We start from the raw sequence: 13074 nt of genomic DNA, 5'->3' as shown, positions 1-13074 counted from the left end.
GGTCGCCTGACCCATCCTAAACGCCTTGCAGGCAGCCACCGGCAATGGGGAGGTTTCGTCGACCCCTCATCCGGCTGCCGCCGCCTTCTCCCGCAAGGGGAGAAGGAATTTTACCCCGCCGCTGCCAGTTCCTTGCGCAGGATGGCGCGTAGCTCGTCGATCAGCACCGGCTTGCCACCATCGTCATAGTGCCAATAGGTCCAGCCATTGCAGGCGGGCAGGCCTTGGGCGAGGGCGCCGATCTTGTGGATCGAGCCGATGATGTCGCCGAGCATGATCGATCCATCGACCCGCACGCGGGCCTGATGGCGACGATTGGCGTCGGTCAGGATGGCGCCGGGCTGCAGGAGCTGGCGTTCGATCACGTTGGCGAAGGGAATGCGGGGTTCGGAACGCTTTTCCGCCGGTGCCAGCATGGCGGCATCGTCGACAAGCGTGGCGTGGGCGATGCGCTCGCGGGCATGGGCGATATAGGCCTGATCGCGCTCGATGCCGACGAAGTGGCGGCCGAGTTTCTTGGCGACGGCGCCGGAGGTGCCCGAGCCGAAGAAGGGGTCGAGCACGACGTCGCCGGGCTTGGAGGCGGCGAGCAGGATGCGTGCCAGCAGCGCCTCCGGCTTCTGGGTCGGATGGGCCTTGCGCCCCTCGTCGTCCTTGAGCCGTTCGGAGCCGGTGCACAGCGGGATCAGCCAGTCGGAGCGCATCTGCACATCCTCGTTGCCGGCCTTCAGTGCCTCGTAATTGAAGGTGTAGCGCGAGCGCTGGTCGCGCGAGGCCCAGATCAGGGTCTCATGCGCATTGGTGAAGCGCTTGCCGCGGAAATTCGGCATCGGATTCGATTTGCGCCAAACGATGTCGTTGAGGATCCAGAAATCGAGATCCTGCAGGCTGGCGCCGACCCGGAAGATATTGTGATAGGAGCCGATCACCCACAGCGTGGCATCGGGCTTCATCACGCGCTTGACGGCGGCGAGCCAGGCCCGGGTGAAATCGTCATAGTCGCGCAGGGATGCGAACTTGTCCCAGTCGTCGTCGACAGCGTCGACCATGGAATTGTCGGGCCGCTGAAGATCACCACCCAATTGAAGATTATAGGGGGGATCGGCAAAGACGAGATCGACGCTCGCGGCTGGCAACCGCTGCAACGCGGCAATGCAGTCGCCCTCGATGATGGTATCGAGCGGTAGAACCGCACTCGCCATTGCAGACGAACGCGATTCTACACGCTTCAACCCTGGGCTCATCCGAAGCGCTTGGGCGGCTCCGGTACGCGAGATACTCATGGGGTACTCATACGCAACGCTTACTGACAACACGGTGGATCCTGGGCCGGTTTGGTAAATTCCGCGTTGCCATCCTGATAAAAATTTCGTGCCGGAACGGGACGCCCGCCGCTCCGCCACGCTTGCTGTGATTGTCCGCGTTCTGCTCAAATTGATGACTTGACGCGATTGAAATTGTCCGACCATTCTAGCCGCCGACCATGGCACCGAAACTGCGCTGCCGGCGGTCCGGGCCCGTCGGAACCAGGGCCCAAACGGGAGAGAAACATGATTACGCGTCGTTCCTTGCTGCAGATCGCGGCCGGCAGTGCTGCGTTCACCGGCCTCGGGCTGGTGCCTGCTTACGCCGACCTGCCCAAGCTGAAGAAGAAAGACAAATACAAGGTCGGCTTCGCGCAGACGGAGAGCAACAATCCCTGGCGTCTGGCACAGACCGCCAGCATGAAAGACGAGGCCCAGAAGCGGGGCTGGCAGCTCGTCTATACCGACGCCGCCGGCTCGGCCGCCAAGCAGGTCGCCGACGTACGCTCGATGATCGCCCAGAAGGTCGACGTCATCCTGCTGTCGCCGCGCGAGGAAAAGCCGCTCGTGCCAGCGGTGATGGAAGCCAAGAAGGCAGGCATCCCGCTCTTCCTGATCGATCGCGGTGTCGATGCGAATCTTGCCAAGGGCGGCAAGGACTACATCGCCTTCATCGGCTCCGACTTCGTGAAGGAAGGCGAGATGGCGGGCGAATATCTCGCCAAGGCGATGAACGGCAAGGCCAAGATCATCGAATTGCAGGGAACCACCGGTTCCTCGCCGGCGAATGACCGCAAAACGGGCTTCGAGAAGGCGATCAAGGCCTATCCCGACATGAAGATCATTGCTTCCCAGTCGGGTGACTTCGCCCGCGACAAGGGGCGCCAGGTTTTCGAGACGCTCTATCAGGCCCATCCCGACGCGACCGCCCTCTATTCGCACAATGACGAGATGACCATGGGCGCCATCGCCGCGATGGAGGCTGCCGGCAAAACACCGGGCAAGGACCTGATCCTGGCTTCGATCGACGGCACGCGCGATGCGGCCCAGGCCGTTTCGGACGGCAAGCTTCTCGTCCTGATCGAATGCAATCCGAAATTCGGTCCGGCTGCCTTCGACGCCATCGTCAAATATGCCGCCGGCGAAGCCGTGGCGCCGCGTCTCGTCAATACCGACCGGCTGTTCAACAAGGACAACATCGCCGCTTATTTGCCGGAATCCTATTGATCCGGCAGTCTTAGAACGCTGACTTTTGTCATTGCCGGGCTAGCCCCGGCAATCCAGCTCCTCCTTTATGACAGAGAGCCTGGATGCCCGGGTCATGCCCGGGCATGACAAAGGTCGAGCCTAAGCGGCGATTCTTTACAATGATAGAGGCGGGTTTAGCCGCCATTAGAGCTAGAGACTGAATGGCACCATCGTCCCCGCTTCTTTCCATGGACGCCATCACCAAGAGCTTTGGTGGCGTCAAGGTCCTGCATGGCGCGACCCTCGACATCGCCCCTGCTGAGGTCATGGCCTTGGTGGGCCAGAACGGGGCCGGCAAGTCGACCATGATCAAGATCCTCAATGGTGCCCATACGCATGATGGCGGCACCATCACCTTCGGCGGAGCACCCTGGCAGGCCAGTTCTCCGCAGCAGGCCCAGCGCCTGGGGGTGAGCACCATCTTCCAGGAACTCAACCTGATCGGCTATCGTTCGGTCGCCGAGAACATCTATCTCGGCCGCGAGCCCAAGCACCGCGGCTTGTTCATCGACTGGAAGGCGATGAATGCCGGTGCACGCGAGCTCCTGGCCCGTTTCGACGTCAATATCGACGTTACCCAGCCGCTGGGTGAATTTCCCACCGCCATCCAGCAGATGGTGGCGATCGCCCGCGCGGTGTCCTTCAAGGCGCGCCTGGTGATCATGGACGAGCCGACTTCCTCTCTCGACGAGGCAGAGGTGGCGGTGCTGCTGCGCACCATCCGGCAACTCAAGGATGACGGGGTCTCGGTGCTGTTCGTCACCCATAAGCTCGACGAGCTCTATGCCGTCTGCGACCGGGTTACCATCATGCGCGACGGGCGCACGGTCGCCGTTTCGCCCATGCAGGACATGCCCAAGCTGACCCTTGTCTCTTCCATGCTCGGCAGGGCCCTTGCGGAAGTGATGGCAAAAGGCACCGCCGCCGAACGGGGAGAGGGCTCGGCTGTTCGCGAGGAACTGCTCGGCGTGCGCTCGCTCGCCGTCGGGCGGCGCGTCAGCGATGCCTCCCTTTCGATCGACAAGGGCGAGATCGTCGGATTGGCTGGATTGCTGGGTTCGGGCCGTACCGAGACGGCCCGCGCCATCTTCGCCGCCGACAGGCGCGCCAAGGGAGAGATCGCCTTCAATGGAGCCAAGACGGAGTTCCGCACGCCAACGGAAGCCATCAAGGCCGGAATGGGATTTTGTTCGGAAGACCGCAAGGTCGAAGGCATCGTCCCCGACATGTCGGTCGCCGACAATCTCACCCTCGCGCTGATGCCGGCCCTTTCGCGAGGCGGCCGCTTCGACCTTGCCGAGCAGAGGCGGATCGTCGAGCGTTTCATCAAGGAAATCGGCATCAAATGCTCGGGCCCGGACCAGAAGATCCGCGAATTGTCCGGCGGCAATCAGCAAAAGGTACTGCTCGCCCGCTGGCTGTGCATGAATCCCAAGCTTCTCATTCTCGATGAGCCGACGCGCGGCATCGATGTCGGGGCCAAGGCGGAAATTCTCAACCTGATCCGCCGCTTTTCCGCGGAGGGGCTCGGCGTGCTGGTGATTTCTTCCGAACTGGAGGAGGTCATCGAGGCGGCAAGTCGCGTCTTCGTGCTGCGCGACGGCTTGAGCGTGGCGGAGCTGCGCGCCCCCAACATCAATGAGGACAGCATCATGGCCGCCATGGCCCACGGCGCCAGCCCCGCAGCCGACGAGACGGGAACGGCTAACCATGCGTGATGTTCCTGCGTTTCTGCAGCGCTACGGTGTCATCATCGCGCTGCTGCTTCTGATCGGCTTCAATTTCGCCGTCACTCCCAATTTTGCCACCACCCAGACCCTGTTGGTCAATCTCACCCAGGTCTGCACCATCGTGATCGTCGGCATCGGCATGACGCTGGTGATCGCAACCGGCGGCATCGACCTGTCGGTTGGTTCGCTGATGGCGATTGCCGGTGCCCTGTCGCCGATGATCTTCACAGGCAAAATCGTGGATTTTTCCAACCTCTATGTCGCGATCGCCTTCGGCATCGTCATTCCGGTGCTGGTCGCGGGCGTATTCGGCCTCTTCAATGGCTGGCTGATCACCCGCTACAACATCCAGCCGATCATCGCGACGCTGATCCTGTTCATTGCGGGCAGGGGGCTCGCCCAAGTCTCCACCAATGGCGACCTGCAGGTCTTCAAGGTCCCGGAATTCCAGGCGATCGCGCTCGGCAAGGTGCTGGGATTGCCGTTCCAGGTCTGGATCATGGCGGTTCTGGTGATCGCGGCCGCCTATGTGCTCAAGGGCACCGTGTTCGGCCGGCAGGTCCTGGCGGTCGGCGGCAATGAGGCGGCGGCCCGACTCGCCGGCGTGCCGGCGGCCCGCGTCAAGGTGCTGGTCTACTTCATCTGCGGCCTGTGCGCCGGTATCGCCGGCCTCATCGAGATCGCCATGAACTCGGCAGCCGATGCCAATCTGATCGGCATGGGCAAGGAACTCGATGCCATCGCGGCGGTGGCGGTTGGCGGGACGCTGCTCTCCGGCGGCCGGGCTACCATCGTCGGTACCTTGCTCGGAGCACTCATCATCCAGCTGGTGCGCTACACCTTGCTCGCCAACGGAGTGCCGGATGCGGCGGCTCTCATCGCCAAGGCAGTGCTGATCGTGCTCGCTGTCTGGCTCCAGCGGCAGGGGACGGCGTGATGGCGAACTTTCGGTTCTCTCCGGCCCTCGGCGTGCTGCTGGCCCTCGTGCTGCTCGCGGCCTTCGGGGCCTGGCGCTATGACGGCTTCCTCGGCACCTACAACATCCAGACCGTGCTGCGCTACAATTCGATGTTTGCGCTGGTCGCCCTCGGCATGTGCTTCGTGATCATGACTGGCGGCATCGACCTGTCGGTCGGCACCACAGCCGCGCTGGCCAGCGTGGTCTCCGCCTATCTCAGCTCCTATGGCCTCATCGCCGGCGCCGCCGGCGGGCTTGCGGCGGGAGCGGCCGTCGGCATCATCAATGCGCTGATCATCACCCGTTTGAAGATCCTGCCTTTCATCGCCACGCTCGCCACCATGCTGGCGGCGCAAGGCACGGCCCTGCTGCTGGCCAACAACCAATCGGTCTCGGCTTCCTATGACACGGCCTTCACCGCGCTCGGGCAGGGCGATCTTCTCAGCTTCATGCGACCTGAATGGGTGGATGCCGAAAATGCCGGCACCGCCGCGAACATTCTCGGCTTCATCCTGAGCTTCCCGACGCCGGCCTGGATCGCCCTGGTGGCGTATATCGTGGGCGCCATTACCCTGAACTCCACCTCTTTCGGGCGCCATGTGCTGGCGGTCGGCGGCGGCGCGGAAGCCTCCCGGCTGATGGGCTTGCCGGTCAACCGCACCATCTTCGCGGTCTATGTGATCTCCGGCGTGACGGCCGGCATGGCGGGCGTGATCCTGGCCTCGCAATTCGGTGCCGGCCAACCGATCGAAGGCATTGGCTGGGAGCTGATCGCCATCGCCTCGGTGGTGGTGGGCGGCACGCTGCTGACAGGGGGCAAGGGCTCCATCGGCGGCACGCTGGCCGGCGCCCTGCTGCTCGGCCTGATCTACACGATCCTCAATTTCGAGAATGGCATGGGCTGGATCTCGCTCTCAGCCTATTGGCAGTCGGTGGTGCGCGGCGCCTTCTTGCTGATCGTCGTCATCCTGCAGGCCAAGCTCATGCAGACCAGACCTGCGCAGATCGCAAAATAGGAAACTACCATGCTCAAGAATATCGATCCGTTGCTGAATGCCGATGTGCTCTATGCCCTCCGAGCGATGGGCCATGGCGACACGCTGGTGATCTGCGACACCAATTTCCCGGCCGATTCGGTCGCTCGCGAGACGGTACTGGGGGACCTCCTGCGCATCGATGGTGTGACGGCCGCCCGTGCGGTTGAGGCCGTACTGTCGGTCGTGCCGCTCGACACCTTCGTCGACGACTCGGCCCGCCGCATGGAGATCGTCGGCTCGCCCGACGAAGTCCCGCCGGTCCAGCAGGAAGTGCAGGCCGCGATCGACAAGGCGGAAGGCAAGTCCTGGCCGATGACCTCGATCGAGCGCATGGAATTCTACGAACACGCCAAGAAGGCCTATTGCGTGATCGCTACTGGCGAACGGCGCTTCTATGGCTGTTTCATCTTCCGCAAGGGCGTGGTCGCGCCGTAAGGAGACAGCACCGCTCTCTCAAACCCGATATGCCTTCAGCCTTCCGAAGGACAGGCGGTGATGCGGGCAGGGTCCATGCGTGTCGATGGCGGCGGTATGTTCGGGCGTGCCGTAGCCCATATGGCGCTCGAAGCCATAGAGCGGGTAGGTGGCCGAAAGCTTGATCATCAGGCGGTCGCGGGTGACCTTGGCGATGATCGAGGCGGCGGAGATGGTCGGCACCAGCGCGTCACCGTCGATGATGGCGCGGGCCGGAAGCTGCAGGCCGTGGGGCACGTCCTTGCCGTCGATCTCCACCGACGAGGGGCGCAGGGACAGTCCCCTGACGGCCCGCCGCATGGCGTCCAGCGTGGCGCCGCGGATGTTGAGCCGGTCGATCAAGGCTGGGCTTGAAAAGGCGACCGAGACCGAGAGCGCCGAGGCCATGATCTCCTGATAGAGCTCTTCGCGCCGTGCCGCCGTGATGACCTTGGAATCGGCCAGGCCGACCGGCACCCTGTCGGGATCGAGGATGACGGCGGCAGCCGATACCGGGCCCGCCAGCGGTCCCCGGCCAGCCTCGTCGACGCCAGCGAGAAGATGTTTTGTCATGAACTGGCGTTAGAAGATTCCCGCCGGCAGGTCCAGCGCAGAGGGTGGGCTGACGCTGTACCGATACAAATCGTGACTTGCTTTGTGCCTCTGCCATGTCAAGTTTAGCTGCAATTTTTCAACGTATGTTGCCGACAACGATGGACAGCGTTTGGGCAGATAGCGTTTGTTGCGGGGCAGGGCGGAATGCAAAAGAACGTGACCGATATCGAGGCTGCTACACCTTCTCAGGACCATCAATCCCAGAGCGAAGCGGCGCCGGCTCCGATCAAGGCTGGCTTGCCCTCCGACAATGTGTTCGATCGCCTGGTGCATGACGAGGAGGATGTCGTCGGCCTGCTGGCCTTTTCCCTCTCCACGCAGAACAAGCGCGACTGGCTGGTGGCTTTCAAGCAGGAGGTCGGGCGCGATCCGACACCGGACGAATTGGCCGCCTACGACATCGGCGAGCGGATCGACCGCCGCCTGGCAACCTATCGCAAGCTCGCCGAGCATGCCCTGGCCGGCAATTCCTTCTGGGCTTCGGCGACCCTGACGCCCGTGAGCGAACTGCCTGGCCCGACGATCAGCGAGCTTTTATCCACGCCGGCCAAACCGGAGCCGGCCAAACCGGCGCGCTCGTCCTGGTTCAAAGGCAGCAAGCGGTGATTGCCGGCAGTTCTTCGGATATTAGGGCGGAAGAAGACCGTTTCTTCACGGTCCGCGGCGTTGCCCCCTTGCCCTCTCCCTGTAAGAACCGGGCAACGGCAAGGGCGACAGGCAACACGACCGAAGAACGAAAATATCTGCTTTTCGCCTGATCAGAACAGCGCCAGTTGTTCACCCATCCGCACCGGGCGGGTGAACAGGTCCGTACGCAGCTTCAACCGCCTGGCGTTGAGGCCCAGCCGGGCGGCAGCCAGTTCGAAACGCCGCCCGATCATCCAGGCATAGGGTCCGGTTCCCGACATGCGCAGGCCCCAGCGCGAATCATAGTCCTTGCCGTCGCGGCTCGATCGCATCAGCGAGAAGACATGGTTCATGGCATCGGGGCGATGCTCGCCCAGCCAATCGCGCATCAGGCCCGAAATCTCGAGGGGCAGGCGTAGCATGACGTAACCCGCCTCGCGGGCGCCCGCCGCACGGGCCGCTTCGAGGATGCGCTCGATCTCGGCATCGTTGATCTTGGGGATGATCGGCGCCACCATCACCGTCACGGGAATGCCGGCATCGGCCAGCTGACGCATGGCCTTCAGGCGCAAGGACGGCGTGGCCGCTCGTGGCTCGAGCGAGCGGGAGAGCTTTGCGTCGAGGGTGGTCACCGACAGGGCGACCTTGACCAGGCCGCGCCGCGCAAGGCGTGCGAGAATGTCGATGTCGCGGGTGATCAAGCCCGATTTGGTGACGATGCCGACCGGGTGGCTGGTTCTATCAAGAACCTCCAGAATGGAGCGGGTGATGCCGCGCTGGCGCTCGATCGGCTGGTAGGGGTCGGTGTTGGTGCCCATCGCGATGGTGCGCGGCTGATAATTCCTGGCCGACAATTCTTTTTCCAGCAGGGTCGCCGCATTCGGCTTGGCGAACAGCTTGGTCTCGAAGTCGAGCCCCGGCGAGAGCCCCATATGCGCGTGCGTCGGCCTGGCGAAGCAATAGACGCAGCCATGCTCGCAGCCGCGATAGGGGTTGATCGAACGGTCGAAGGAGATGTCCGGCGAGTCGTTGAAGGTGATGATCTTGCGGGCCTGCTCGTCCTGGATCTCGGTGCGCAGAGTCGGCAATTCCTCGATCGAGTTCCAGCCGTCATCCTCGATGAAGCGCGAAAGCCCTTCGAAACGCCCGCTGGCGTTGGAGCCGGCGCCGCGGCCCCGCCGCCGATCGATGTCGATCACGGTCGTGCCCACCGGCACCGCATCGGTAAGAGAGACCTTGCTTATCGGCACGCCCATGGCCGCCTCCGCGAATCAAATTCCTCTGTTCTCATTAGAACAAAAAGAGAACATTGCTGCAAGCGAAACGAAATTGCCGATAATTTGCGCAGGATCGGCTGTTTCGGGCTCTGATTTCGAAGGGCGCCGCGTGATATGCGAGGAGGAGAATGAGACTGAAACAACCCCCCTGCCTGCCATGATCAGTGTCGTCATCGCCGCGAACGGCCAGGAATTGCTGCTGGCGGAAACGCTGGCTGCCCTTGTCCCGGCGGCGGCGGATGGTTTCGTGCGCGAGGTGGTGGTCGCCGAGAGCGGATCTTCCCGGGGCACGCGCCTGGTCGCGGATGCCGTCGGCTGCGTCATCGTAGAAGGTGACGAGCGTACCGGCCTCGAGGCTGCCCGCAGCGATTGGGTGTTGGTGATGGCCCCCGGCGTGCGGCTGGAGAGCGATTGGTTTCGCGAAGCCGGCGTGATGATGCAGCGATTGCAGAGAGTGGGCGACCGGCCGGTCGCGATGTTGTTTCGCGGCGCGGTCGACGATTATGGCTGGCGGGCAAGAGCGCGGGAGATCCTGCTCAAACTGTCGCGCAGCCGCAGGCGGCGGCAGGCCGTGCTGGCGCCCCGCCAAGCGCTGCTGGCCGGCGCGCGCCTGGCAATCCATGCGCTGCGGGCGCGTGCTTTTACGGGCGGGGTCGGGCCTGTTGGCTTATGAGACAGATCCTGTCGGCTTGAGTCGGCCCTTTGCCCGCGATGATCCGGCGAGAGCGTCGGCCGTCATGCCGGCACTGGTGGTGGCGCGGATCAGGACAGGGCGCTTTCTTCCTGTCTCCCCTGATGGGCGGCAGTGAGGAAGTCGATAAGTCCGAACGGAGCGCGGTCGCCGAGGCAGATTTCCAGCATCAAATGCGCGTCCGCGGCTTCGGGGGCGCTGCGCGCGAACATCGCAATTTCATGGATGGCGAGGGCCGCTTCGATGTCGTCGGGGTGAGCGGCGATCGCTTTTGCGAGTTCGGCGCCGTCGAGCATCGCCAGGTTCCCGCCTTCGCCGGCGGGGGGCATCAGGTGGGCGGCGTCGCCGAGAAGCGTGACTCCGGGCACGCGGTCCCATCGGTGTCCGACGGGAAGCGCATGGATCATGCGCGGGGTCGGCGGAGTCTCGCCATCGGTAATCAGCGCGGTGAGCGCCGGCGCCCAGCCCTCGAATTCAGCCGCGATCCGGGCTGTTGCGGCAGCGGCGTCACTAAAGTCGATGTCGGCGATCCATTCGGCGGAGCGGTTCAACTCGACATAGGTGTGAAGGATATTTCCGGCCTCGCGATGCGCGACGATGCCCTTTCCCGGGGCGAGTGCGTACATCGCACCGCGGCCGACGGCTCCGGCAGACGCGGAATGCCGTTCGTCGACATCATGTAGATAGGTCTCGATCAATGTGGTGCCGACATAATCGGGCTTCGCATCGGACAGCAGGGGTCGGACCTTCGACCAGGCGCCATCCGCCCCCACGAGAAGTTCCGTTCTCGCGGTCGACCCGTCCGTGAATGCCAACTCGTGCCGGCCATCGCCGAGATCCGCGACGTGGGCGAGCTTCTTTCCCCACTGAATCGTATTCTCGGGCAGGGACTGGACAAGAATTCGTCGCAGGTCGCCTCGAAGCACCTCGGGACGTCCGCTGGTGCCGTCGTCGGGCTCGTCGAGCAATAAGTTGCCGTGTCGGTCGAGAATGCGTGCCGCCGCGCCGCCCCGGTGGATGATCGCGTGGAATTCATCGAGGAGGCCGGCGTCATCGAGCGCGCGTTGCCCGTTATATTCGTGGATATCGAGCTGTCCGCCCTGCGTGCGCGCGCCGGCCGAGGGCTCGGCCTCGTAGACCGTCGCCGAGATGCCGTGCCGGGAGAGGACGCGTGCGAGGATGAGGCCGCCGAGGCCCGCGCCGATAATCGTGACTGGTGTCGTCATTCTATTCCTTTCAAATGTCTATGGAACACTGTTCCATAGACATTTGTTGGAACGATGTTCCAACCATGTCAAGATGGTGGGTATGACAACCAAGATTCAGCGAACCGGACGGCGCGCGGACACGCTCTCGAAGGAGAGGATCGTCGAAGCCGCGATCGAGATCCTGGACAGCGGGGGGGAAGGCGCCCTGACATTCCGCGCACTCGCCGCCCGTCTGGCAACGGGAAGCGGAGCGATCTACTGGCACGTCGCCGACAAGGACGGGCTCCTCGCGGCTGCCACCAACGACATCATTGCCCGCGCCATGACCGAGGTGGGCGATGGAGACAGGCCCCAGCAGGCCATCAGAGTCATGGCGCTCGGTGTGTTCGATGCGATCGATGCACACCCCTGGGTGGGTGCGCAACTCTCCCGTGAGCCATTGCAAGCCGCCATGCTCCAGATTTCCGAAGGCATCGGCAGCCATCTCCAGGCGCTCGGCGTTCCCGAGCGGGCGGAGTTCGACTGCTGGTCCGCGCTCGTGAATTACATTCTCGGCGTCGCCGGGCAGAACGCTGCGAATGCCCGTCTCGCCCCGCGCGAAATGGACCGGACGACGTTCCTCACCACCGTTGCAGCGCGGTGGAGGCAGCTCGACCCCGCCAAATATGCCTTCGTGCATCGGTTGGCGACGCGGCTGCCCGGCCATGACGACCGGGAGCAGTTCCTTGCCGGCATCGACCTCATCCTGGCCGGGATCGCAACCGTCCGATAGCGTTGCCGACCCATCCATCTGTCGCGGGCGCACCACCCTTCGAAATCGGCGTTCCGGCGATCCGCTGGGCTCACCGTCGCAGGGAAGCACCCTCTTGGTTGAAGACATGGCAGAGGGCGGGGTCGGCGCGCAGGGGCACGGTTTCGCCATGGCGGACTCGTAATTGCCCAGGGGCCGAAATGGTCAGGTTCTCCCCGCCTGAGGTGGTTGCGTAGAGCACGGTCTCTCCGCCGAGATGCTCGACCAGATGGACTTTGACGTCGCCGAGCGACTCGCCGGCCCCGCCGCCGACCAGGACATGCTCGGGGCGCACGCCGAAGGTGACGGGGGCAGTCGTCCTGGCGCCCGCTAGAGGCGAACCGAGGCTTACGGTTCGGCCGGCAACTTCGATCGCATCGCCGGCTCCGGCCAGGCGGCCGGCCAGGAAATTCATCTTGGGCGAGCCGATGAAGCCGGCCACGAACTGGTTGGCCGGCGCGTTGTAGAGATCGAGGGGTGCGCCGACCTGCATCACCACGCCGTCGCGCAGCACCACGATCTTGTCGGCCATGGTCATCGCCTCGACCTGGTCGTGGGTCACGTAGATCATGGTGTTTCCGAGATCCTGGTGCAGCTTGGCGATCTCCACGCGCATCTGCACCCGCAGTTCCGCGTCGAGATTGGAGAGGGGTTCGTCGAACAGGAAGATGCGCGGTTCGCGCACGATCGCCCGCCCGATAGCGACGCGCTGGCGCTGGCCACCGGACAGGGCCTTGGGGCGGCGCTGCAAATAGTCCTCGATCTTGAGGATCCTGGCGGCATGGCGCACCCGTTGGTCGACCTCGGCCCGCTTGTAGCCGGCGGTCTCCAGTCCGAAAGCGAGGTTCTTGTAGACCGTCATGTGCGGATAGAGGGCGTAGGACTGGAACACCATGGCGATGCCCCTGCGCGAGGCGGGGACATTGTTCATGCGTTCCCCGTCGATGGTGAGGTCGCCGCCCGAAATCGGCTCGAGACCGGCGATCATGCGCAGAAGGGTAGATTTGCCACAGCCCGACGGGCCGACGAACACCGTGAACTCGCCCGGTTCGATGACAAGATCCACGCCGTGAATGACGTCCAGAGAGCCGTAGCGCTTCACCACCTTGTCGAGCCGGATGCTCGTCGCCATGTCG

Annotated in this window: 13 protein-coding genes; 8 read left to right on the top strand and 5 right to left on the bottom strand. The window is 63.8% G+C overall.

Translation table 11 applies throughout. The features are described from left to right. Positions 1-110: 110 nt before the first annotated feature. A complete protein-coding gene (locus ACZYTC_RS14280; protein ID WP_488989854.1) occupies positions 111-1283 on the bottom strand; it encodes a site-specific DNA-methyltransferase in 1173 nt (390 codons plus the stop codon). 267 nt (positions 1284-1550) lie between these two features. On the opposite strand from ACZYTC_RS14280, the gene ACZYTC_RS14275 reads away from it, so the two are divergent. The 5 genes from ACZYTC_RS14275 to ACZYTC_RS14255 all read left to right on the top strand — a co-directional run bounded on the left by ACZYTC_RS14275 (position 1551) and on the right by ACZYTC_RS14255 (position 6712). Next, positions 1551-2531 (top strand): ABC transporter substrate-binding protein, encoded by a 981-nt coding sequence (locus ACZYTC_RS14275; protein WP_488989853.1) that lies wholly within the window; start codon positions 1551-1553, stop codon positions 2529-2531. Positions 2532-2713: 182 nt separating this feature from the next. Continuing rightward, positions 2714-4270 carry a sugar ABC transporter ATP-binding protein gene (locus tag ACZYTC_RS14270; RefSeq protein ID WP_434955436.1) on the top strand — a complete coding sequence of 519 codons (1557 nt, stop codon included), beginning with the start codon at positions 2714-2716 and terminating at the stop codon, positions 4268-4270. Then, on the top strand, positions 4263-5219 hold the full coding sequence (locus tag ACZYTC_RS14265) for an ABC transporter permease (RefSeq protein ID WP_441772808.1): 957 nt from the start codon (positions 4263-4265) through the stop codon (positions 5217-5219). The genes ACZYTC_RS14270 and ACZYTC_RS14265 overlap by 8 nt, the downstream gene beginning before the upstream one ends. Then, positions 5219-6256, top strand: a complete 1038-nt coding sequence (locus tag ACZYTC_RS14260) for an ABC transporter permease (RefSeq protein WP_454813172.1) — start codon at positions 5219-5221, stop codon at positions 6254-6256. The genes ACZYTC_RS14265 and ACZYTC_RS14260 overlap by 1 nt, the downstream gene beginning before the upstream one ends. Positions 6257-6265: 9 nt before the next feature. After that, the gene (locus ACZYTC_RS14255; protein WP_434955439.1) at positions 6266-6712 is read left to right on the top strand and encodes an RbsD/FucU family protein; all 447 of its coding nucleotides are present in this window, start codon (positions 6266-6268) and stop codon (positions 6710-6712) included. Between the two features lie 18 nt (positions 6713-6730). Here the strand turns inward: ACZYTC_RS14255 and rnhB are convergent, their stop codons facing one another. After that, on the bottom strand, positions 6731-7303 hold the full coding sequence (rnhB, locus tag ACZYTC_RS14250; protein ID WP_434955440.1) for a ribonuclease HII: 573 nt from the start codon (positions 7301-7303) through the stop codon (positions 6731-6733). 186 nt (positions 7304-7489) lie between these two features. Between rnhB and ACZYTC_RS14245 the strand changes: the two genes are divergently transcribed. After that, on the top strand, positions 7490-7951 hold the full coding sequence (locus ACZYTC_RS14245) for a hypothetical protein (protein ID WP_434955441.1): 462 nt from the start codon (positions 7490-7492) through the stop codon (positions 7949-7951). Between the two features lie 152 nt (positions 7952-8103). Here ACZYTC_RS14245 and ACZYTC_RS14240 read toward each other — a convergent pair whose 3' ends face one another. Next, positions 8104-9228: a PA0069 family radical SAM protein gene (locus tag ACZYTC_RS14240; RefSeq protein WP_434955442.1), complete on the bottom strand. Its 1125-nt coding sequence runs from the start codon at positions 9226-9228 to the stop codon at positions 8104-8106. Between ACZYTC_RS14240 and ACZYTC_RS14235 the strand changes: the two genes are divergently transcribed. Beyond that, positions 9209-9922, top strand: a complete 714-nt coding sequence (locus ACZYTC_RS14235; protein WP_434955443.1) for a glycosyltransferase family protein — start codon at positions 9209-9211, stop codon at positions 9920-9922. The two genes, ACZYTC_RS14240 and ACZYTC_RS14235, sit on opposite strands and share 20 nt — an antisense overlap. A gap of 89 nt (positions 9923-10011) precedes the next feature. Here ACZYTC_RS14235 and ACZYTC_RS14230 read toward each other — a convergent pair whose 3' ends face one another. Continuing rightward, complete coding sequence (locus tag ACZYTC_RS14230) at positions 10012-11166, bottom strand: FAD-dependent oxidoreductase (protein WP_488989852.1); 1155 nt, start codon at positions 11164-11166, stop codon at positions 10012-10014. Positions 11167-11248: 82 nt separating this feature from the next. On the opposite strand from ACZYTC_RS14230, the gene ACZYTC_RS14225 reads away from it, so the two are divergent. After that, positions 11249-11920 (top strand): TetR/AcrR family transcriptional regulator, encoded by a 672-nt coding sequence (locus ACZYTC_RS14225; RefSeq protein ID WP_488989851.1) that lies wholly within the window; start codon positions 11249-11251, stop codon positions 11918-11920. A gap of 70 nt (positions 11921-11990) precedes the next feature. On the opposite strand, the gene ACZYTC_RS14220 is transcribed toward ACZYTC_RS14225, so the two are convergent. Then, entirely contained in the window at positions 11991-13070 is a 1080-nt protein-coding gene (locus ACZYTC_RS14220; protein WP_434955446.1) for an ABC transporter ATP-binding protein, read from the bottom strand. Positions 13071-13074: the final 4 nt, after the last annotated feature.

This window comes from Labrys sp. F242 (assembly GCF_057813875.1).
The sequence above is the reverse complement of the archived record's forward strand: the minus strand, read 5'-3'. Positions and strand labels throughout refer to the sequence as shown.

Bases quoted from the DNA above. Each gene is read 5' to 3' on its own strand.
- rnhB (WP_434955440.1), bottom strand. From the start codon at position 7,303: ATGACAAAACATCTTCTCGCTGGCGTCGACGAGGCTGGCCGGGGACCG.
- ACZYTC_RS14225 (WP_488989851.1), top strand. From the start codon at position 11,249: ATGACAACCAAGATTCAGCGAACCGGACGGCGCGCGGACACGCTCTCG.
- ACZYTC_RS14220 (WP_434955446.1), bottom strand. From the start codon at position 13,070: ATGGCGACGAGCATCCGGCTCGACAAGGTGGTGAAGCGCTACGGCTCT.
- ACZYTC_RS14260 (WP_454813172.1), top strand. From the start codon at position 5,219: ATGGCGAACTTTCGGTTCTCTCCGGCCCTCGGCGTGCTGCTGGCCCTC.
- ACZYTC_RS14275 (WP_488989853.1), top strand. From the start codon at position 1,551: ATGATTACGCGTCGTTCCTTGCTGCAGATCGCGGCCGGCAGTGCTGCG.
- ACZYTC_RS14265 (WP_441772808.1), top strand. From the start codon at position 4,263: ATGCGTGATGTTCCTGCGTTTCTGCAGCGCTACGGTGTCATCATCGCG.
- ACZYTC_RS14230 (WP_488989852.1), bottom strand. From the start codon at position 11,166: ATGACGACACCAGTCACGATTATCGGCGCGGGCCTCGGCGGCCTCATC.
- ACZYTC_RS14255 (WP_434955439.1), top strand. From the start codon at position 6,266: ATGCTCAAGAATATCGATCCGTTGCTGAATGCCGATGTGCTCTATGCC.
- ACZYTC_RS14270 (WP_434955436.1), top strand. From the start codon at position 2,714: ATGGCACCATCGTCCCCGCTTCTTTCCATGGACGCCATCACCAAGAGC.
- ACZYTC_RS14280 (WP_488989854.1), bottom strand. From the start codon at position 1,283: ATGAGTATCTCGCGTACCGGAGCCGCCCAAGCGCTTCGGATGAGCCCA.
- ACZYTC_RS14245 (WP_434955441.1), top strand. From the start codon at position 7,490: ATGCAAAAGAACGTGACCGATATCGAGGCTGCTACACCTTCTCAGGAC.
- ACZYTC_RS14240 (WP_434955442.1), bottom strand. From the start codon at position 9,228: ATGGGCGTGCCGATAAGCAAGGTCTCTCTTACCGATGCGGTGCCGGTG.